Origin of the sequence: Amycolatopsis samaneae, from assembly GCF_039541975.1 — a bacterium.
Taxonomy (GTDB): Bacteria; Actinomycetota; Actinomycetes; order Mycobacteriales; family Pseudonocardiaceae; genus Amycolatopsis; species Amycolatopsis samaneae.
In genome coordinates, this window is record NZ_BAABHG010000024.1 from 44,322 (window position 1) to 63,330 (window position 19,009).

Annotated in this window: 20 protein-coding genes; 11 read left to right on the forward strand and 9 right to left on the reverse strand. The window is 68.9% G+C overall.

Translation table 11 applies throughout. The annotated features are described in order from the left end of the window. Window positions 1-163: 163 nt before the first annotated feature. The gene (locus tag ABD987_RS41395) at window positions 164-1,039 is read left to right on the forward strand and encodes an RICIN domain-containing protein (protein ID WP_345407882.1); all 876 of its coding nucleotides are present in this window, start codon (window positions 164-166) and stop codon (window positions 1,037-1,039) included. 44 nt (window positions 1,040-1,083) lie between these two features. Here the strand turns inward: ABD987_RS41395 and ABD987_RS41400 are convergent, their stop codons facing one another. Together ABD987_RS41400 and ABD987_RS41405 are read right to left on the reverse strand one after the other, a co-directional pair. Next, window positions 1,084-1,746 (reverse strand): response regulator, encoded by a 663-nt coding sequence (locus ABD987_RS41400; protein ID WP_345407884.1) that lies wholly within the window; start codon window positions 1,744-1,746, stop codon window positions 1,084-1,086. Then, window positions 1,743-3,311, reverse strand: coding sequence for a sensor histidine kinase (locus tag ABD987_RS41405; protein WP_345408035.1), 1,569 nt, complete (start codon window positions 3,309-3,311; stop codon window positions 1,743-1,745). The genes ABD987_RS41400 and ABD987_RS41405 overlap by 4 nt, the downstream gene beginning before the upstream one ends. A gap of 215 nt (window positions 3,312-3,526) precedes the next feature. Between ABD987_RS41405 and ABD987_RS41410 the strand changes: the two genes are divergently transcribed. After that, entirely contained in the window at window positions 3,527-4,897 is a 1,371-nt protein-coding gene (locus ABD987_RS41410; protein ID WP_345407886.1) for a cation:dicarboxylate symporter family transporter, read from the forward strand. Window positions 4,898-5,003: 106 nt separating this feature from the next. Here ABD987_RS41410 and ABD987_RS41415 read toward each other — a convergent pair whose 3' ends face one another. Next, window positions 5,004-5,141, reverse strand: a complete 138-nt coding sequence (locus ABD987_RS41415) for a hypothetical protein (protein ID WP_345407888.1) — start codon at window positions 5,139-5,141, stop codon at window positions 5,004-5,006. Next, a complete protein-coding gene (locus ABD987_RS41420) occupies window positions 5,138-5,326 on the reverse strand; it encodes a hypothetical protein (protein ID WP_345407890.1) in 189 nt (62 codons plus the stop codon). Before ABD987_RS41420 ends, ABD987_RS41415 begins: the two co-directional genes overlap by 4 nt. A gap of 96 nt (window positions 5,327-5,422) precedes the next feature. Here ABD987_RS41420 and ABD987_RS41425 point away from each other — a divergent pair, with 96 nt between their 5' ends. Next, on the forward strand, window positions 5,423-6,331 hold the full coding sequence (locus tag ABD987_RS41425; protein WP_345407892.1) for a LysR family transcriptional regulator: 909 nt from the start codon (window positions 5,423-5,425) through the stop codon (window positions 6,329-6,331). A 7-nt stretch (window positions 6,332-6,338) separates the two neighbouring features. On the opposite strand, the gene ABD987_RS41430 is transcribed toward ABD987_RS41425, so the two are convergent. Continuing rightward, window positions 6,339-6,740: a winged helix-turn-helix transcriptional regulator gene (locus tag ABD987_RS41430; RefSeq protein WP_345407894.1), complete on the reverse strand. Its 402-nt coding sequence runs from the start codon at window positions 6,738-6,740 to the stop codon at window positions 6,339-6,341. Between the two features lie 193 nt (window positions 6,741-6,933). Here ABD987_RS41430 and ABD987_RS41435 point away from each other — a divergent pair, with 193 nt between their 5' ends. Next, complete coding sequence (locus ABD987_RS41435; protein WP_345407896.1) at window positions 6,934-7,476, forward strand: hypothetical protein; 543 nt, start codon at window positions 6,934-6,936, stop codon at window positions 7,474-7,476. A gap of 182 nt (window positions 7,477-7,658) precedes the next feature. On the opposite strand, the gene ABD987_RS41440 is transcribed toward ABD987_RS41435, so the two are convergent. Both ABD987_RS41440 and ABD987_RS41445 read right to left on the reverse strand, forming a co-directional pair. Beyond that, window positions 7,659-8,405, reverse strand: coding sequence for an SDR family NAD(P)-dependent oxidoreductase (locus tag ABD987_RS41440; RefSeq protein ID WP_345407898.1), 747 nt, complete (start codon window positions 8,403-8,405; stop codon window positions 7,659-7,661). A 45-nt stretch (window positions 8,406-8,450) separates the two neighbouring features. Continuing rightward, window positions 8,451-9,626 carry a CaiB/BaiF CoA transferase family protein gene (locus tag ABD987_RS41445; RefSeq protein ID WP_345407900.1) on the reverse strand — a complete coding sequence of 392 codons (1,176 nt, stop codon included), beginning with the start codon at window positions 9,624-9,626 and terminating at the stop codon, window positions 8,451-8,453. A 103-nt stretch (window positions 9,627-9,729) separates the two neighbouring features. Between ABD987_RS41445 and ABD987_RS41450 the strand changes: the two genes are divergently transcribed. The 4 genes from ABD987_RS41450 (at window position 9,730) to ABD987_RS41465 (ending at window position 14,318) form a co-directional block, all read left to right on the forward strand. Next, window positions 9,730-11,184 carry an aldehyde dehydrogenase gene (locus tag ABD987_RS41450; protein WP_345407902.1) on the forward strand — a complete coding sequence of 485 codons (1,455 nt, stop codon included), beginning with the start codon at window positions 9,730-9,732 and terminating at the stop codon, window positions 11,182-11,184. A gap of 12 nt (window positions 11,185-11,196) precedes the next feature. Next, the gene (locus tag ABD987_RS41455; protein ID WP_345407904.1) at window positions 11,197-12,582 is read left to right on the forward strand and encodes an MmgE/PrpD family protein; all 1,386 of its coding nucleotides are present in this window, start codon (window positions 11,197-11,199) and stop codon (window positions 12,580-12,582) included. 94 nt (window positions 12,583-12,676) lie between these two features. Continuing rightward, complete coding sequence (locus tag ABD987_RS41460; protein WP_345407906.1) at window positions 12,677-13,210, forward strand: hypothetical protein; 534 nt, start codon at window positions 12,677-12,679, stop codon at window positions 13,208-13,210. Window positions 13,211-13,247: 37 nt separating this feature from the next. Continuing rightward, entirely contained in the window at window positions 13,248-14,318 is a 1,071-nt protein-coding gene (locus tag ABD987_RS41465; RefSeq protein WP_345407908.1) for a zinc-dependent alcohol dehydrogenase family protein, read from the forward strand. 65 nt (window positions 14,319-14,383) lie between these two features. On the opposite strand, the gene ABD987_RS41470 is transcribed toward ABD987_RS41465, so the two are convergent. Together ABD987_RS41470 and ABD987_RS41475 are read right to left on the reverse strand one after the other, a co-directional pair. After that, complete coding sequence (locus ABD987_RS41470; protein ID WP_345407910.1) at window positions 14,384-15,046, reverse strand: nitroreductase; 663 nt, start codon at window positions 15,044-15,046, stop codon at window positions 14,384-14,386. A gap of 99 nt (window positions 15,047-15,145) precedes the next feature. Beyond that, entirely contained in the window at window positions 15,146-16,063 is a 918-nt protein-coding gene (locus ABD987_RS41475) for an alpha/beta hydrolase (protein ID WP_345407912.1), read from the reverse strand. A 145-nt stretch (window positions 16,064-16,208) separates the two neighbouring features. Here ABD987_RS41475 and ABD987_RS41480 point away from each other — a divergent pair, with 145 nt between their 5' ends. Genes ABD987_RS41480 through ABD987_RS41490 form a run of 3 tightly spaced genes read left to right on the forward strand, consistent with a single transcriptional unit; the run spans window position 16,209 to window position 18,993 of the window. Further along, on the forward strand, window positions 16,209-17,096 hold the full coding sequence (locus ABD987_RS41480) for a helix-turn-helix domain-containing protein (RefSeq protein WP_345407913.1): 888 nt from the start codon (window positions 16,209-16,211) through the stop codon (window positions 17,094-17,096). After that, window positions 17,080-17,850, forward strand: a complete 771-nt coding sequence (locus ABD987_RS41485) for an SDR family oxidoreductase (RefSeq protein WP_345407915.1) — start codon at window positions 17,080-17,082, stop codon at window positions 17,848-17,850. Before ABD987_RS41480 ends, ABD987_RS41485 begins: the two co-directional genes overlap by 17 nt. 6 nt (window positions 17,851-17,856) lie before the next feature. Next, window positions 17,857-18,993 (forward strand): low temperature requirement protein A, encoded by a 1,137-nt coding sequence (locus ABD987_RS41490; RefSeq protein WP_345407917.1) that lies wholly within the window; start codon window positions 17,857-17,859, stop codon window positions 18,991-18,993. Window positions 18,994-19,009 lie beyond the last annotated feature (16 nt).

Genomic DNA, 19,009 nt, shown 5'->3' on the forward strand with positions numbered 1-19,009 from the left:
TCACTCCGGTGTTCGAGTGGCACGGGCGTGGGGTGACCGGCCGGAACCCCGTTGCCCGGCCGCGCATTCCACGACAACGGTATTCGGGGGTTCTTGAATGCTGCCCACAATTTCCATACCCGACAAGAGAAACGGCTCGCGGTGGAGCCGAAGAACGAGACTGGTGTTCGCGGCGTCCGCGATCTTCGCCGCGACGGCGGCGTGGGCGGTGCCCGCCCACGCCGCGCCCGCCGAGTCCTCGATTCCGGACCCGGCGGCGGGACACAACATCTCCGACCGCGTCGACACCGACGGCGTGACCTACACGCGCTCGCTGACGCCGACGCTGACGTTCCGGCCGACCGCGCCGGGCGGCGGATCGCTCACCGCGGTCTTCTACCTCTACGACGGCGACACCATCGTCCAGGACAACTGGGTGTGGAACGTGCCGTCGGGGTCCGTGGCACAGTGGACGGTGCCCGCGGACAAGCCGTTGCAGAACGGGCACACCTATCGTTTCCGGGCCACCACCTTCCGCTCGGACACCGGTGAGCTCGCGGACGACGCCTGGGTCAACCTCCAGTCGGCCTACAGCGGGCAGATGACCGACGTCGCGGCGTGCGGCGTGGGCAACGGGACGCGGGTGCAGCAGTGGCCCGCCAACGGCGCGGACTGCCAGCGCTTCTTCCCGTGGGGCACCGGTGACGGCTACTACCAGTTCCAGGCCAAGCATTCCGGCCAGGTGCTGGACAACACCTTCTGCGATGTCGACAACGGGAATCCGGTGACCATGTACGACAAGGTCAACGGTGACTGTCAGAAGTGGACGGTCGAGCCGCAGCGGGTCGGCAGCGGTGTCTACAAGTTCGCGGTGCGCAACCCCGGCAAGGTGCTGGACCAGGGCTGCACCACCCGCCAGGGCACGGTACTGACGATCTGGGACCGGATCGACCGGAATCCCTGCCAGGAATGGAAGATCGTGCCCTCGCCCGCCAACGGCGTCGCGGTGCAGTGGCTCCAGTTCACGGTGAACCTCAACCCGCCGCTGCCGAAACGCTGACAGCGGCGCGTGGCCGCCGGCCTGGGGGTGCCGGCGGCCACCCCCTACCTGCGGTGGTACCAGACCTCGGGCCTGCCGACCTGCCCGTACCGGGGTTCGCGCGAGGCGAGTCCGTTGTCCGCCAGGTATTCCAGGTAACGCCGCGCGGTGACGCGGGAAGCGCCGATGGCACTCGCGGCGGCACCGGCGGACAGCCCGTCGGGCGCCTCGCCGAGCGCGGTGGTGATCGCGTCCAGCGTCTGCGCGCTCATCCCCTTCGGCAGCGCGGGGTGTTCGCTCGCGCGCAGCGAGGACAGCGCGCGGTCGATCTCGGCCTGTCCGGTCACCTCGCCCGAGGCGTCGTGGAACTCGGCGTACCGTTCGAGTTTTTCCCGCAGTGAGGCGAAAGTGAACGGTTTGAGCAGGTACTGCACCACGCCGACGGACACCGCCGCCTTGACCAGCGCGAGGTCACGGGCGGAGGTGACCGCGATGACGTCGATCGGCAGCCCGGCCGCGCGCAGCGAGCGGCAGACCGCGAGACCGTGCGTGTCGGGCAGGTAGAAGTCCAGCAGCACCAGGTCCACCGGTTCGCGCTCGCAGAAGCGCAGCGCGTCGCCGCCGGAGTGCACGACACCCGCGACGGTGAACCCGGCGAGCCGCTCGACGTAGAGGCGGTGCGCCTCGGCCGCGACCGGTTCGTCCTCGACCACGAGTACCCGGATCATTCCCCGCCCTTCTGCCGGGGCAGCCGCACGGTGAACGCCGCACCGCCCTCCCCGCTGACCCCGACCGTCCCGCCGTAGCGGCGGACCGCCTGTCCCACCAGCGCCAGCCCGAGCCCGCGCCCCTCCCCCGCCTTCGTCGACCAGCCGCGCCGGAACATCTCCTCCGCGGCGTCCTCGGGCACGCCGGGGCCGTTGTCGACCACGCGCAGCAGCATCCCGTCCGGCTCGGACCGGGCGGTGACGACGACCGCGGGCCGCGCCCCCTCGGCGTGCGCGGCGGCCGCCTCGATCCCGTTGTCGATCAGGTTGCCGAAGATGGTGACCAGGTCGCGAGGGGCGATCTGGGTGTCGGCGTCGTCGATGACGGTGTCCGGGGTGATGGTGAACTCGACACCGCGCTCGCTCGCCTCGGCCGCCTTGCCCAGCAACAGCGCGGCGAGCACCGGTTCGGCGACCGCGCCCATCACGCGGTCGGTGAGTTCCTGCGCCAGCGCCAGCTCCGCGGTCGCGAACTCCACCGCCTGTCCGGGCTTCCCGATCTCGACCAGCGACACCACCGTGTGCAGCCGGTTCGCCGCCTCGTGTGCCTGCGAGCGCAGTGCCTCGGCGAGTTCCCGGACCGCGGTGAGCTCGCCGGTGAGCGCCTGCAGCTCGGTGTGGTCGCGCAGCAGCACGACCGTGCCCTGCGCCCGGCCGCTCGCCCGCACCGGCGTCGTGCTGACCACCAGCACCCGCGTGTCGGTGACGTGCAGTTCGTCGCTGAGCGCCGCCACCGAGGTGAGCGCCGCCACCAGGCTCGGGGACAGGCCCAGCTCGGCGAGCCCGCGGCCGGCCGGATCGGCGGACAGGCCCAGCAGGGTGCGCGCGCCGTCGTTGCACAGGCGCACCCGCCCGTCGCGGCCGATGAGCAGCACCCCCTCACGAACGGCGTGGAGCACGGCCTCGTGGTACTCGAACAGGTTACTCAGCGCGTCCGGCGCGATCCCCCGGGTCTGGCGCCGCAGCCGGGAGCTGATGAGCCAGCCGCCGAGCGCGCCGACCGCCAGCACGGCACCGGCCACCGCGAACAGCGGGACCAGGCGTTCGCGCAGCTCCGCCGAGATCGCCGAGATGGTGATCCCCACCGCGACCAGCGCGACGACCCGGTGGCCATGGTCGAACACCGGCACCACCGTGCGCATCGACGGGCCGAGCGAACCGGCGTAGATCTCCTGCACGACACCGCCGCGGCGGGCCTGGTCGATGGAGCCGATGAAGTGCCCGCCGATGAGCTCGGGATTCGGGTGGGTGTAGCGGATGCCGTCGGGGTTCATGATCGTGATGAAGTCGACCCTGGTGTCCTCCTGCACCCGCAGCGACAGCGGTTCCAGCACCGCGCTGGGGTCCGGAGTGGACAGTGCGGAGACGACGCTCGTGGAGTCCGCCAGCGTGAACGCCACGGAGCTGGTCTGGTCCCGCGCCCGCTCGCGGGTGGCGCGCTGCGCGTCGAGGACGGCGAAGGTGATGCCGGTGGCACCCAGTACCAGCAGCACGGCCAGTTGCAGCACGAGCAGCTGCCGGGCCATGCTCCACCGGTTCGGCCGGGTCCGCGACGTCGAGGGCACGCGCACATACCAGCACACACCGTCCCCACGGGCACCCGCGGTCCAGCCGATGCGTTACCGACTCCCCGAGCCCGTCACCCGATCGTCGTACGAACTCAATGAACACAACCGTGACCCAGCTCATACGATCAACGCATAGTGACCGACGACTCGAACACCATGAGCTGGAGGCAACGGTGCCGACACCACCGACCCCCGACGCGAAGCCACGCGGCAGGGACAAGACGCACTATCTGTACCTGGCGGTCATCGTCGCGGTGCTGCTCGGCATCGCCGTCGGCTTCCTCTTCCCCGGCTTCGCCAAGGAGCTGAAGCCGCTGGGCACCGGGTTCGTCAACCTGATCAAGATGATGATCTCGCCGATCATCTTCTGCACCATCGTGCTCGGCATCGGCTCGGTCGCCAAGGCGGCGAAGGTCGGCAAGGTCGGCCTGATGGCCCTCGTCTACTTCGTGGTCATGTCGACGTTCGCGCTGGCCATCGGCCTGATCGTGGGCAACATGCTGCACCCGGGCACCGGGCTGCACCTGACGCCCGCCGCGGTGCAGAGCGTGCACAAGCAGGCCACCGGCGGGGAGGGCGGCGTCGACTTCGTCCTCGGCATCATCCCCACCAGCTTCGGCGCGGCGTTCACCTCGGGCCAGGTGCTGCAGACACTGCTGGTCGCGCTGCTGACCGGGTTCGCGGTGCAGAAGCTGGGCCGCAAGGGCGAGCCGATCCGGCGCGGTATCGAGCACATCCAGCGGCTGGTGTTCCGGATCCTGTCGATGATCATGTGGGCGGCGCCGATCGGCGCGTTCGGCGCGATCGCGGCGGTGGTCGGGGAAACCGGCTGGAGCGCGCTGCGCAGCCTGCTGGTGATCATGCTCGGCTTCTACCTGACCTGCCTGGTGTTCGTCTTCGGCGTGCTCGGCGCCGTGCTGTGGATCGGCGCGCGGGTCAACGTCTTCTCACTGCTGCGATATCTGGCGCGGGAGTTCCTGCTGATCCTGTCGACCTCGTCCTCGGAGTCGGCGCTGCCGCGGCTGATCGCGAAGATGGAGCACCTCGGGGTCAGCAAGCCGGTCGTCGGCATCACGGTGCCCACCGGGTACTCGTTCAACCTCGACGGCACCGCGATCTACCTGACCATGGCGACGTTGTTCATCGCCACCGCGCAGGACAAGCCGCTGGCGCTGGGCGAGCAGATCACGTTGCTGCTGTTCATGATCATCGCGTCGAAGGGCGCGGCCGGGGTCAGCGGCGCGGGCATCGCCACCCTCGCGGGCGGGCTCCAGTCGCACCGGCCGGAACTGGTCGACGGCGTCGGGTTCATCCTCGGCATCGACCGCTTCATGTCCGAGGCCCGCGCGCTGACCAACTTCGCGGGCAACGCCGTCGCGACCGTCCTCATCGGATCGCTGACCAAGGAGTTCGACCGCGACCAGGCCCGGCAGGTGTTCTCCGGCCAGGCACCGTTCGACGAGGCCACCCTGCTCGACGAGCACGACCCCGCCCCATCCCCCGGGGACGACCGCGGGCAGGAGAAGAGCGCCGCGCTGACCTAGCGTCACCCGCGCGCGGCCGCGAGGTGTGCCGTGGTGTGAGCGTCCCCCTGCGCTCGCACCACGGCACACTTTTGTCCGCGCGCCAAGGATTTCCGCGCCCCGGGGGTCAGCCGCCTTCGCAGCTTCCCGGGCCGCGCGGCTCGCGGCGGGCACCCCGCCAGCGCCTGGCCATCCTGGCCAGCGCGGCGGCGATCCCCGTCACGACAACGGTTTCGGCGAGCAGCGACAACCACACCGCGGTCATCGGGACACCTCCTGGGTTCGTGGTGGCCGGCCGCGCACCAGCAGGCGCGCGCCGGCGGGATCGACCACCCACACCTGCGTCGAGCCGCAGGCACAACGGATCCACACCGTCAGCCCGTCGGTGGTGTGGTGCCGGGACAGCACCCGGAAGGGCCGGGCGTCGGGCCATCCGCAGTAGGGGCACATCGCCGTCTCCTTCCCCGGTGGTCGTTCCCAGGTTGACGCGCGAATCCGAACAGGTCCAGGTTGTCTTTTCCGACTTCACTGTGAAGAATCGACTACATGATCGATCTGCGCCGCCTCCACGTGCTGCGCGCCGTGGACCACTACGGCACGGTGACCGCCGCGGCGCGGGCCCTGCACTTCACCCCGTCGGCCGCGTCCCAGCAGATCCGGCAGCTCGGCCGGGAACTCGGCGTGACACTGCTCGAACCGCAGGGCCGCCGGGTCCGGCTCACCCCGGCCGCACAACGGCTCCTGGCGCACGCCGACGAGATCCAGGCCCGCTGGGAACTGGCGGAGCTCGACCTGCGCGAGGACAGCGGCCAGCCGGCCGGGCTCCTGCGCATGGCCGGTTTCCCGGTCGCGGTCACCGCGCTGCTCGCCCCGGCCACCGCCGCGCTCGTCGCGCGTCATCCACGGCTCGTCCCCCGGGTCCGCGAGGCCGAGGCGGCGGACTGCTTCGACCTGCTTTTCGACGGCGACGTCGAACTGGCCGTGGTGGAGGCCAAACCGGACGAGCCACCGCGGGACCGGTCCCGGTTCGATCAGCGGCCGCTGCTGGACGACCCGTTCGACCTGGTGGTCGCCGCCGGGCACCGGCTCGCCGGCCGCGACCGGGTGAACCTCGCCGAAACCGCCGACGACCCGTGGATCGTGCCCAGCGCGACGTGCACCTGCCGCACGCAGGTACTGGCCGCCTGCGGCGCCGCCGGTTTCACCCCGGACGTCGCGCACGACTCGATGAACTGGAACGCCACCATCGCGCTGGTCGCGCACGGGCTCGGCGTCGCGCTCGTGCCCCGGCTGGCCCCGCTGCCCCCGGGCAACGCCGTGGTCCGCCTTCCCTGCGCAGGCGAGCCGCGGCGCAAGATCCTCACCGTCACCCGGCACGGCGGCCGGACCGGCGCCGCGGTCGCCGCCGCGCTCGCCGAACTGGAACGCCTGGTCCCCGCCCTGCTCGCCGTCTGAGCCAGGGTCAGCAGGCCGTGTGGCCGTCGTAGGTCTTGCGGGCCTCGGTGATCGCCTCGCGGTACCGCTCGGCCCAGCCCACCAGCCCGGTCAGGCTCCCGTAGAGCTCCTTGGCCATCGGGGTGGCCTCGTACTCGACCTTCGGTGGCACCGTCGGATACACCGTGCGTTTGAGCAGTCCGTCGCGTTCGAGGTTCCGCAGGGTCAGTGTCAGCATCCGGCGGCTGATCCCCTCGACCGACCGCTCCAGCTCGGTGAACCGCACCGGGCCGCGGGTCGCCTCCAGCAGGATACCGATCGCCCATTTGCCGCTGACCCGGTTGATGACCTCCAGCACGGTGCAGGCCTCCATTTTCCCGGGGTCCAGGTCCGCTGCCTGGTCGGGTACAGCGATGTTCCTCTGGGACATGAAAGTGCCTCCAGCGATGACGGATGGTCGCCCATCGTCTACATAGTGTTAACCTTCGCCTTTCTCGCCATCACGGACGGTGCAAAGCTAAGCGACCCGATCGTCTACATGTTCGGTGCCACCAGAGTGGGCGTACCGCCCTGACAGCAACTTGGTAATCAAGGACATCGTCCCGAGTCTCGCGAATGCGAGCATGCTCGGCGACGCGACGACGTCAGAGGACATGCGCAGCACCGCGGTGTTCCTCGTCTCTGACAAGGCACGGACGCCAGGGCTACTGCCCGGCGCGGACACTGGCAGTAGCGTCTTCACCCAGCACCGATCTCGTTCGGGAATCCCTCGCCATTGTCAGGCCCGTGGCCACGGGTGGCGCCGTTGGTTTTGTCGGTCGGATGCGACCACGTTTCTCAGCGACAACACAACCGACCGCACTGTTATGTTGCCATGCGTGTTCAAACCATCACGTATCGCAACCTCAGTCTTCGTCGCCGCCGGCGCCGCCCTCATCTCCGCCACGCCCGCGCTGGCCCAGGACAACAACACCCAGCAGTTCACCGAGGGCGGCATCCAGGCGGCCAACAACCACAACTTCGCCACGTGCATCTGCCCCGTTCCGCTCACCGGCGGCCAGCAGATCGCGGTCGTTCCGGCTCTCGGCAACTACAAGACCAACCGACCGGCCCGGGACACCGTGTCCATCGACGGCAGCGCGGTGGATCGCGTCGTCGGAAACTGACCTGAACCTCGCGTCCCGCCCGTGCCCGACGGCCTCTCGGCAACCTGGCACGGGCGGGTCGCCGAGCAGCAGACCAGTCAACTGACTAGCAACAGACTCCGGGCATCCCGCCACGACGTCGGTACGCGCACCACTGTTCCCCATCGACGTCGTCGAACAAGTTTGCGGCGCCTTGCCTATGATCAGTAGAGCGTGTACCCGCCATCGACTGCGAGAGTCACCCCGGTCACGTAAGAAGCGGCATCCGAAAGCAGCCACATCGCGGCCTGGGCCTGCTCGACAGGTTCGCTGCTCCGGCGCAGTGCGTGCGTTGCCTCCACCGTTTTCACGTAGTCCGGATTGAGCTTGATGTACTCCAGGTACATCGGGGTCTTGGTGGTCGACGGACCGATGGCGTTGACGCGGATGCCCCGCTCGCCGTACTCGGCCGCGGCTGCTTTGGTGAGGCCCATCAGCGCGTGCTTCGACGCGGCGTACTCCGCGGCCTTCGGGATGTAGATGAACGACCCGACGGAGGCGGTGTTGACGGTGGATCCGCCGCCCGTTTCGAGCATCGCCGGGATCTCGTGCTTCATGCAGAGGAACGGTCCGGTGACGTTGACGGCGAAGACCCGGTCGAACTCGGCGCGGTCGATGTCGGCGAGCAGCTTGCCCGTGTTCGGGACACCCGCGTTGTTGAACGCGCCGTCAAGCCGGCCGTATGCCGACACGGCCGCGTCGACCATCGCCTTGACCTGGTTCTCGTCGGTGACATCCGTCGCGACGAACTGAACCTCGTGCCCCAGACCCTTCAGCTCTTTCGCCAGTGTCTCCCCCGCATCCGTCGTGCGGTCGGCGATGGTGACCTTGGCACCGTTCTCGGCGAAGAGGCGTACGGCGGCCTCGCCGATCCCACTGGCTCCGCCGGTCACGATGATCGACCTGCCCACGATTCAGGACATGGTTCACTCCTTAGGTCTTCTCGGGTAGGACACTCAGGACTCGTCGGCGTACAGCACTCCGGCCGTGATCAGTTCGTCGATCCTTTCCGCGGCCAGCACTTCACCGGCCACCTCGCGAGTGTCGGCACCGACCTTGGGCGGCCTGCCCGCGCGGTCGGGGCGTTCGCCGTCGAAGGTCCACGGTGGACGGAGCAGCGCGAGGCCGTCGTCTTGGCGTTCCACCAGATCCAGGTGCCGTACCTGCTCGTGGTCGAGGTAGCCGTTCATCGACAGCACCGGGGCGAAGGGGACGTCGTGATCGGTGAGCACCTGGTCCCAGTGCTTCTTCGGCTTGGCGGCGAACTCGGCCTCGATGATCGGGACCAGGTCGAAGTAGTTCGCCTCGCGGGGACGGTACTCCGCGAACCGGGGATCCTCGGTGAGATCCAGGCGATCCATCGCGCGGCACAACGACGTCCAGAACTTCTGTGACGACGACAGGTGCACAGCCAGATACTCGCCGGTGGAGGTCGGCACGCAGAAGTTCTGTGCCTGTGGGTGACGACTGGTCCGGCTGGGGTCGTGGCCGAGTTCGAAGGCCTGCGTGACGCCGTCTGTGATGAGGACGCTCACCGCCTCCATGATGGAGGTCTCCATCCGCTGCGGCTGCCCGGTCTTCAACCTGCCCACCAGAGCGGCCAGCACACCCGTCGCGGTGCTCAGCCCGGTGACGAGGTCGGCGCTCAATCCGCCGGCGAGCTGAGGATGGTCGCCGTCGCTGAACAACGAGTACAGGCCACCGAAAGCGTGGCCTATCGTGTCGTAGGCGGGCCGGTTCGCCAGTGGGCCGGTGGAGCCGAAGCCGGTGACCGAGCCGTAGACGACGTCGGGGCGCAGCGCCCGGCAGTCCTCGGGTCCCAGGCCCATCGCCGCGACCTTGCCAGGCCGGAGGTTTTCGAGCACCACGTCGAAGCGCGGCACGAGGGCCTTCACCACGGCGACCCCGTCCGGTGATTTGAGATCGACCGCCAGGCTGCGCTTCCCGGTGTTGTACTGCCGGAAGTACGGGCTGCGGTCGTTCTGGTGACGGCGGAAGTCCTCGCCCACCACCGGCCGTTCGACCTTGACCACCTCGGCACCGAGCGCGCACAGCATCGACGTTCCGAAGGGGAGCGCGATGTAGCCGCCGATCTCGAGGATCCGGATGCCGTCGAGCGGCTTGTGCTGCATGCTGCCTGCCTTCCAAAGACCCCGCGCAAACACTACATATTTTATATAATCTACGGTAGCGTCGGTCAAGGCCGCTGGAGCGACGACAAAGGAGCCGACCGCGATGAGTGCGCCGATCGATCTTTGGCAGGGCCCGTATGACAAGTTGTTCATCGGCGGGCAGTGGGTGGAGCCGGCCTCCGACCGGGTTTTCGAGGTGGTCTCCCCCGCCACCGAACAGATTCTGGCGCGCGTACCGGAAGGGGTCGAGGCGGATGTCGACGCGGCGGTGGCCGCGGCACGACAGGCGTTCGACACGGGACCGTGGCCGCGTCTCCCGCTGGAGGAGCGCATCGCCACGCTCAGCAAGCTGAGCGCGGAACTCGCCGCGCACGAGGCCGACGCGGCACGCCTCGTCAGTGCCGAAATGGGCTGCCCGATCACGTTGTCGACCAAGATGCAGGCGATCGGCCCCCGGTTGCTGCTGGACACCTTCCTCGATCTCGCGCCTGCCTACCCGTGGAACGGCACCCGGCGATCGGCCACCGGCCACGCCCTCGTCACCCGGGAGCCGGTCGGCGTCGTCGCCGGGATCGTTCCGTGGAACGCGCCGCTGCTGATCACGATGATCAAGCTCGCTCCGGCACTGCTCGCCGGCTGCACCATGGTCGTCAAACCCTCGCCGGAAACGCCTCTCGACGCCTACCTGCTCGGCTCCCTGCTGGAGAAGGCGGGCTTGCCCGAGGGCGTGGTCAACATCGTCCCCGCCCAGCGAGAGGTCAGTGAGTACCTCGTGCGGCACCGCGGCGTCGACAAGGTCTCCTTCACCGGGTCCACCGGCGCGGGACGGCGCATCGCCGCCCTGTGCGGTCAGGACCTGCGCCGCGTGACGCTCGAACTGGGCGGGAAATCGGCCGCGGTCCTGCTCGACGACGCGGACCTCGATGCCGCGGTCGCGGCGATCCGCGCGGTCTCGCTGCGCAACAGCGGGCAGGTGTGCAGCAACAAGACACGCATCGTGGTGTCCCGTTCCCGGCGGGACGAGTTGCACGACCGGCTCGTCGAGCTGATCACCTCGATGCCGGTGGGTGACCCGCTCGACCCGGCCACCGAAGTGGGCCCGATGGTGAGCGCGGCTCAGCGCACCCGCGTCGAGAGCTACATCGCCGACGGCAAGGCATCGGGAGCGCCCGTCCTCGTCAGCGGCCACTGCCCCGAAGGCCCTGGCTGGTACGTCTCCCCCACGGTCTTCGCCGACGTCGATCCGGACGCGAAGATCGCCCAGGAGGAGATCTTCGGCCCGGTGCTCACGGTGCACACCTTCGACACCGAGGCCGAGGCCGTCGCCATCGCCAACAACTCCGAGTACGGGCTCAACGGGTCGGTCTTCGCCGCCGACCCTGAGCACGCGCTGTCGGTGGCCCGGCGGATCCGCACCGGCACCGTCGAAGTCAACGGCAACCCGGTGGGCTTCACCGCGCCGATCGGCGGCTTCAAGAACAGCGGCATCGGTCGCGAAGCGGGCCTCGAAGGATTCGACGCGTACGTCGAGCTGAAGTCCTACGGCCTCCCCAACTGAAAGGCGATCACCATGGGCAACCTCGAAACGGCGGCGGCGCGGCTCGTCACCGAACTCACCTACGACACGATCCCGGCGGACGCGCTCGCCGGTGCCCGCCGGTTGATGCAGGACCAGCTCGCCCTCCAGGTCGGCAGCGCCGCGCTGCCGTGGAGCAAGGCGATTCTCGAGGTGACCCGAGCCGCCCACGTCCCGGGCACCGCGCATGTCGCGGCGAGCGGTGACACGATGAGCGCCGCGGACGCCGCCTTCGTCAACGCGACCTACGGCCACGGTTTCGAGTACGACGACGCACACCGCGCGAGCTCGTCCCACCCCGGCAGCTGTGTGGTTTCCGCGGCCCTCGCCGTCGGCGAGGAACTCGGCGCGAGCATGCGCGAGGTGATCACCGGCATCGTCGCCGGCTACGAGGTCTACACCCGGATCGGGAATCTGGCTGCGCCGGAGTTGCTGGAACGCGGATTCCATCCGCACGGGCTGCTGTCGACCTTCGGCGCCGCCGCGGTGACGGCCAAGTTGCGCGGATTCGACCTCGAGACGACGGTGCACGCGCTCGCGATCGCGCTGAGTCATGCCTCGGGTACCACCGAGTACACCTCGGCCGGCGGATCGATCAAACGCGCGCACTCGGGCATCGGGACCCGCAACGGGATCAGGGCCGCGGAACTGGCCGCCGCCGGAATCACCGGTCCGACGACGTTCCTCACCGGCGGCAAAGGGTTCTACCGGACGTTCGTCGGCCGTCCGGTCGCCGACGATGCCGCCGCGACCTTCGGCCCGGACAAGTCGTTCGAGATCACCCGCGTGTGGATCAAGCCGTACTGCTGCTGCGGCATCAACCACGCCTACATCGACGGCGCACGCCGTCTTTCCGCACGAGCCGATGAGATCGACTCCGTCCTGCTGGGCATCCAGACCGGCGGCGACGTCGTCATCGGAAACCAGAACGCGAACGCGTACGACCCGAAGATCATCGAACACCTCCAATACAGCCTGCCCTTCCAGTTCGCGCTCTCGGCCCTGGGGCAGGGCAACGGCTTCACGACCCACCACGCGTACCTGTCCGGGCAGCTGGACATCGGCGAAGGCAGTGCTCCCGCCGCGCTGGCCCGAAAGGTCAAGATCGAGATCAAGCCGGAGCTGGACAAGGCCTACCCGGGACGCTGGGTCGGCGACATCACCGTCACCTACCGGGACGGCACCACGGAACACGTGTTCGTGGACAACCCGGCCGGCACCGCGGAGAACCCCCTGTCCCAGGACGACCTGGACGCGAAGTTCCGCGACCTCACGGTCGGCGCGATGGGACGTGACCGCAGTGACGCCCTTCTCCACGCCATCACCACCGGCGAGACAGACCTGACGGCCGCCGAATTCGCGGCCCTGCTGAAGGTCTGACGCCCCGGAACCTCACGAGGGAAAGCCGGCCGGGCGGACATCCCCACGCCCGGCCCGAAGCAGAACGGCACCACCTGATTCAAGGAGAAACGCAATGACCAGCGAGCACCTCAACGCCGAGGCCCGCGTCGTCCTCACTGGCCTGGACGACAGCGGCAAGTCGACGATCATCTCCGACGGCAACACCGCCACCCGCACCGCCCAGCCGGGCTTCACCGTCATGGACGTCTGGCAGTTCGACGCCCTGCCGGCTCCTGTTCTGGCGCCCTCGACACTCGGCGCGGACCCGGTCATCGACCCGCCCGCCAACGGGCTCGTCGTGCGCCTGGCCAGTTTCCCGCCGGACGCGGAGTTCGACGCCGAGGGCTACAAGGCATCCCTCGACGCCTTCCACGGAAGCGACTCGCACGACGGCGACGCCAGCGACGACGGCGGCGTCTGGCATCTGACCGACACGATCGACGTGGTCACCGTCCTCAACGGAGAACTGTGGGCCGTGACCGAGACCGGCGAGACGCTGCTGAAGCCGGGCGACACGATCGTGAACCGCGGGATCAAGCACATCTGGAGCAACCGCACCGACAAGCCGGTGCTGATCATCGCCACGATGATGGCCGGCACCCGATGAGCACCGGACACGGCGGGCGGCGGAAAGGAGAGGGATGATGCGAGGCGTCGTCTTCCGCGGTAATCGCGAACTGGAAGTCCTCGACTTCCCCGATCCCACCCCGGGTCCCGGTGAGGTGATCATCGAGATCAAGGCCTCCGGGCTGTGCGGCAGCGATCTGAAATTCTACCGGGACCCTCCGGACGCCGCGCTCAAGGCACTGGGGTTCAAGGACTTCGCGTCCCGCGGCCTGGAAGAGGCCCCGGCGATCATCGCGGGCCACGAACCGTGCGGCGTCGTGGCCGCGATCGGGCCGAACGTCGACCAGCGGGCCTGGCAAGTGGGTGACCGGGTCATGGTGTTCCATTACAAGGGCTGCGGCTTCTGCGACCTGTGCCGCACCGGCTGGACCCAGATGTGCGTGCACGGTGCCACGATCTACGGGGCCACCGCCCACGGTGGGCACGGCACCTACATGGCCGTGCCCGCGGAAACGCTCGTCCGCCTGCCCGACGAGATCACCTTCTCGGCGGGTGCCGCGATCGCCTGCGGCACCGGAACCGCGTTCGGCGCCCTCAAACGCGCCGACGTCACCGGCCGCGACACGGTGGCGGTGTTCGGGCTCGGCCCGATCGGCCAGTCCGCGATCCAGTTCGCCTCCGCCATGGGTGCGGAGGTGATCGCGGTCGACATCGCGGCCGACCGGCTCGCGCGGGCGAGTGAACTGGGCGCGCATCACGTCATCGACTTCAGCGACACCGACGTCGTGGCGGCAATCCGCGAGATCACCGGAGGCCGGGGCGCGACAGTGTCGATCGAGAGCTCCGGAGCTCCCGCGGCCAGGGTCGCCGGCACTCGCTGTCTCGGCCCCTGGGGCCGGATCGCGCTCGTCGGGCTCGGCGGCAACATCGACCTCGATGTGTCACCGGACATCGTGATCAAGCAGATCTCGATCATCGGGTCCTACACGTTCTCCAACGTGGGGATGGGCGAGTGCGCTCGCTTCGTCGCGCAGCACGGGATCGACGTGGACGCGCTCTTCACCGACCGGTGGGGGGTCGAGGACGCGGCCGCCGCCTACGTCGAGTTCGACAAGCAGGTGCGCGGCAAGGCGGTCATCGAGTTCTGAGGTCACGCCGTACAAGGAAAAGGCCGGAGGGAACCTGGTTCCTTCCGGCCTTTTCCTTACCTGTGTCAGTCCCCTACCACGAAGACGGTGTCGTCCACCGAGGCGCGTTCCGTGCGGAACCCGTTCACCGGATGCTCGGTGTCCGCGTAGCCGAACGAGACGGCGCAGACGACCAAGCGGTCTTCGGGGAGATCCAGGTATTCGCGGACGTGGTCGGCGTGCATGGCGATCGCCGCCTGGGGAATCGTCGCCACCCCGAGGGACCGGGCCGCCAGCAGCAGGTTCGCCACGTAGCCGCCACAGTCGATCGCGCCGTATGTGCCCTGCTCGCGATCGGTGGTCACGATCGCGACGTGAGGAGCGCCGAAGAAGTCGAAGTTCTTCAGCCGCTGCGCCACGCGGGCGTCCCAGTCCTCTTTCCGGATGTCCAAACTGGCGTAGAGCGCGTAGCCGGCGGCACGACGGCGGTCCTTGTAGACGCCGTGATAGCCGTCCGGCATACCAAGGTCCGAAGCTTGTTCGTGTGTCTTGGCGTGCTCGGTCAGGCTCTTCGCGAACCGCCGCGTCGCGTCGCCCTTCAGGACGTGGACCTGCCAGGGCTGGGTGTTGCACCAGGAAGCGGTCTGCTGAGCGATCTCGAACATGTCCCGCATGACGTCGTCGGGCACCTGGTCGGGCAAGTACGCCCGGCAGCTCCAGCGCTCCGAGACCAGCTTCCTGAAGTCCACAGTTCCTCCACGGCCGGGTTCCGGCTGCCCACCGGAACCCGGCGAGCTCACCTCATGCTACCGAGAAAATATTTTATAGAAAACATCTTGCGAGACGGGTCACTTCGCCTTGGGCAGGTTCTCCTCGAAGAACGGCACGGCCTCGTCGACGGCGCGCTTCACGTACTGCGGGACGTCGTAGAAGTCCATGTGGGCGCCGCCTTCGACGACGACGAGCTTCTTCGGGCTCCGGGCGCGGGCGTGCAGTTCGGTGGTGTGCCACAGCGAACCCGCGTCGCTGCCCGCGATCGCCAGCAGCGGCTGGGTCAGCAGGTCCTCGACGAGGTGGAAGGCGTCGAAGGCGAAGATGCGGGTGATGCTCTTGGTGAAGAGCTTCTTGTTCTGCGCGTTGGGGTGCTGGGCGCGCGGAGTCAGGTAGTAGTCGTGCGCCTCGACCATGTCACGCGGGGTGTTCTCGTCGGTTTCCACCGGGACGTAAGGGATGTAGGCGGCGTCGGCGCCCTGTGATTCGGCGGTGCGCTGCTGCGCGGCGGCGTCGAGGGTCGGGACGGCGGCGGAGTCGGCGTCCGTGCCGAACCAGCCCTTGCGGTAGGCGCTGCCGATGTTGACCGCGCTGACGGTGCCGATGGCCTTGATCCGGTGGTCGGTCATCGTGGCGTTGACGGCGTAGCCGCCACCCGCGCAGATCCCGAACACGCCGATACGCTCCGCGTCGACGTACTCGAGGGACTGCAGGTGGTCGACGGCGGCGCGGACGTCCTCGACGCGGGCGGCGGGGTCTTCGAGGAAGTGCGGCTCGCCGCCGGACTCACCCTGATACGAGGCGTCGTAGGCCAGCGCCACGAAGCCCTGCTCGGCGAGCTTGGAGGCGTACAGGCCGGCGGTCTGCTCCTTCACACCGCCGCCGGGATGCACGGTGACGATCGCGGCGTAGCTGCCCTTCGGGTCGAAGTCGGCCGGCAGGTACAGGTTGCCCGCCATGGTGATCGGGCCGTTGGGGAAGGTGATGGCTTCCACTGCGGAGCTCCTAGAGTCGTGATGCCCGGCCGGTCCGGGCTACGAGACCAACTCTGCGTCGTCGTGGGCGCGCGTGGCAGATGCCGCCTATCGGGGGTACTGGCAGCCCCTGCATCAGGGCCGGGAGCGGGCTTACGCTCAGGTCATGGAGATCGCCAAGGACCTCAGGGACTTCCTGATGACACGCCGCGCGAAAATCACGCCCGACCAGGTCGGGCTCGTGTCCGGCAGGCGGCGGCGGGTACCCGGCCTGCGCCGCGAAGAAGTGGCGATCCTGGCCGGGGTCAGCACCGAGTACTACGTCCAGATCGAACGCGGGCAGGTCGCCGGCGTCTCGGACGAGATCCTGCACGCGATCGCCACCGCGCTCCAGCTCGACGACGTCGAGACCGCACACCTGTTCGACCTGGCGAGGGCGACCACCAAACACGCGGGCAAAGGTCCCGGACGGGGACGAACTATGCGCCAGTCCGTCCCGGAAGGACTCCAGGCACTGATCGACACCATGGTCACCGCGCCCGCGATCGTGCAGAACGGCCACCTCGACATCGTCGCCGCGAACGCCCTCGGCCGCGCCCTCTACTCCGACGTCTTCGACCGGTCCACCGGGACACCCAACCTGGCGAGATTCATCTTCCTCGACGACCGCGCCGAGGAGACCTTCCCCGACTGGGAGAAAGCCGCCGACGACTCCGTGGCCCTCCTGCACGTCGAAGCCGCCCGCGCGCCGTATTCGAAGGCCGTGACCGGCCTCGTCGGCGATCTCGCCACCCGCAGCGAGCCGTTCCGCACCCGCTGGGCCGAGCACGACGTCGTCGCGCACCGGCGCGGCACGAAACAGTTCCACCACCACGCGGTCGGCGACCTGGCGCTGAGGTTCGAAGGCCTGGACGTCCTCAGCAGCGCGGGCCTCACCCTGACCGGCTACACCGCCGAACCGGGCTCACCGTCGCAACAGGCTCTGCAACTGCTCGCCAGCTGGGCAGCGACCGAAGCCACCCGAGAAGGAGAATCCCATGTCCGAAGCGAGTGACCGCGTCCTCGTCGTCGGCGCGACCGGCCGCACCGGGCGCCACGTCGTACCGGCCCTCTCCGAACGCGGCCTCACCCCCGTGGCACTGGCCCGTGACGAACAGCGTGCCGCGTCGCTGCTCCCCGGCACCGAAATCGTCGTCGGTGATCTGGAGGACATCGCGAGCTTGCGAGCCGCACTCCGGGGAATCGACGACATCGTCTTCGTGCACGGCTCCGACGCCGACAGCCGGGCCGACTCCGTGCGGCGCGTCGACTACGGCGGCGTCGTCAACGTCCTGCGCGCGCTCGACGGCGCGAAAGCCCGGCTCGTGCTCCAGACGTCGATCTTCGTCACCCGCCGCGACCACTACTTCAACGACGGCGCTCACGCGCTGGACTGGAAGCGGCGTTCGGAGCGGGTCGTGCGGCTGAGCGGTCTCCCCTACACCGTCGTGCGGCCTGGCTGGCTCGACGGCGGCGACGCGGGACGGCACGTCACGCTGGAGCAGGGTGACGCCGGGGAAGGCGGCATCGACCGGGCGGTTCTCGGCGCGCTGCTGGCCGAGACGGTGCGGAACGAGGCCAGCCTGGGCAAGACCTTCGAGGTCTACTCCGGACCGGGCTCGCCCACCGGCGACTGGACCGCCCTGTTCGGCCAGGCCGCGCGCGACTCCGCCAGCGCCGCGGACGGCGTCAAGGACACCGACAACATGCCTTTGGCAGACGAACCCGTGGACGTCCGCGCGGACCTGAGCGCGCTCCGCACCGACTGAGCGCCGATGTCCGAAGGAACACGACGGACCCACCGGGACGTCTCACCGCTGGAACTGTTCTTCGACCTGGTGTTCGTCCTGGCCATCGGGCGGCTGACGCATCATCTGGTCGACCATCTGAGCTGGCTCGGCGCCGCCGAGACACTGATCGCGGTGATCGCCGTGTGCGGCGTCTGGACCTTCACGTCGTTCGAGCTCACCCTGCTCGACATCGACCGTGGTGCCACGCGGGTCATCGCGATCGCCGTGATGGGCCTCGGGCTCTTCATGAACGCGGGCATCACCCACGCGTTCGCCGAGAATCCGTGGCTTTTCGTCGTACCGATGCTGCTCGCGCTCGTGGGTCCGGGGTGTTACGCCGCCGTGGCCGCGCCGAATCCCGCCCTGCGCGGGCATTTCGTCCGCGTCCTGGTGTGGTTCGCGGTGTCCACGCCGCTGTGGGTGATCGGCGCGGCGGTCTCCCCGGGGACTCGGATCTGGTGGTGGGGCGCCGCCGCGGTGATCGACCTGATCGGCACGTGGACGGCGCATCCCACGCCGGGACGCACCACCCGGACCGAACGGCTCACCTTCGACGTCGACCACATGCTCGAACGGATGCGGTTGTTCCTCATCATCCTGCTGGGTGAAACCGTGCTGACATTGGGCGGTGTCCTCGCGGAGCACACGCCGGACACCCTGACGCTGCTGGTGGCCGTCGGCGCCTTCCTCGCGCTGGTCTGTCTGTGGGCGATCTACTTCGGGCGGGCCGAGCAGGCGGTCATGAGCCATATCGCGACCACGGCGGACCCGCTGCGCTCGGTGCACCGCGGGATGAACGTGATCTACGGGGTCCTCACCGGCTTGGTCGTCTTCGCGGCGGGCATCGATCTGGTCCTCGCCCATGTCCACGACGACCGTGCCGGCGCCGGCGGCGTTCTCGTACTCGCCGGGCCCGCTCTCTACCTGCTGTCGCAGGCCGTCTACTTCCGGCTGGAGACCGGGCGAGGCGGCCTCGCCCGTGCCGTCGGGGTCGTGGCGCTCGCCGTCGCCGCGGCCTTCGCCTTCTGGCTTCCGCCCTACACAGTGATCGCGGTGCTGGTGATCATCCTCGTGCTGCTCACGGCGCATCTGGCCAGACCGGGTCGGCCGGGTTGGTCGTGAGTGGCGATTCGGGTTA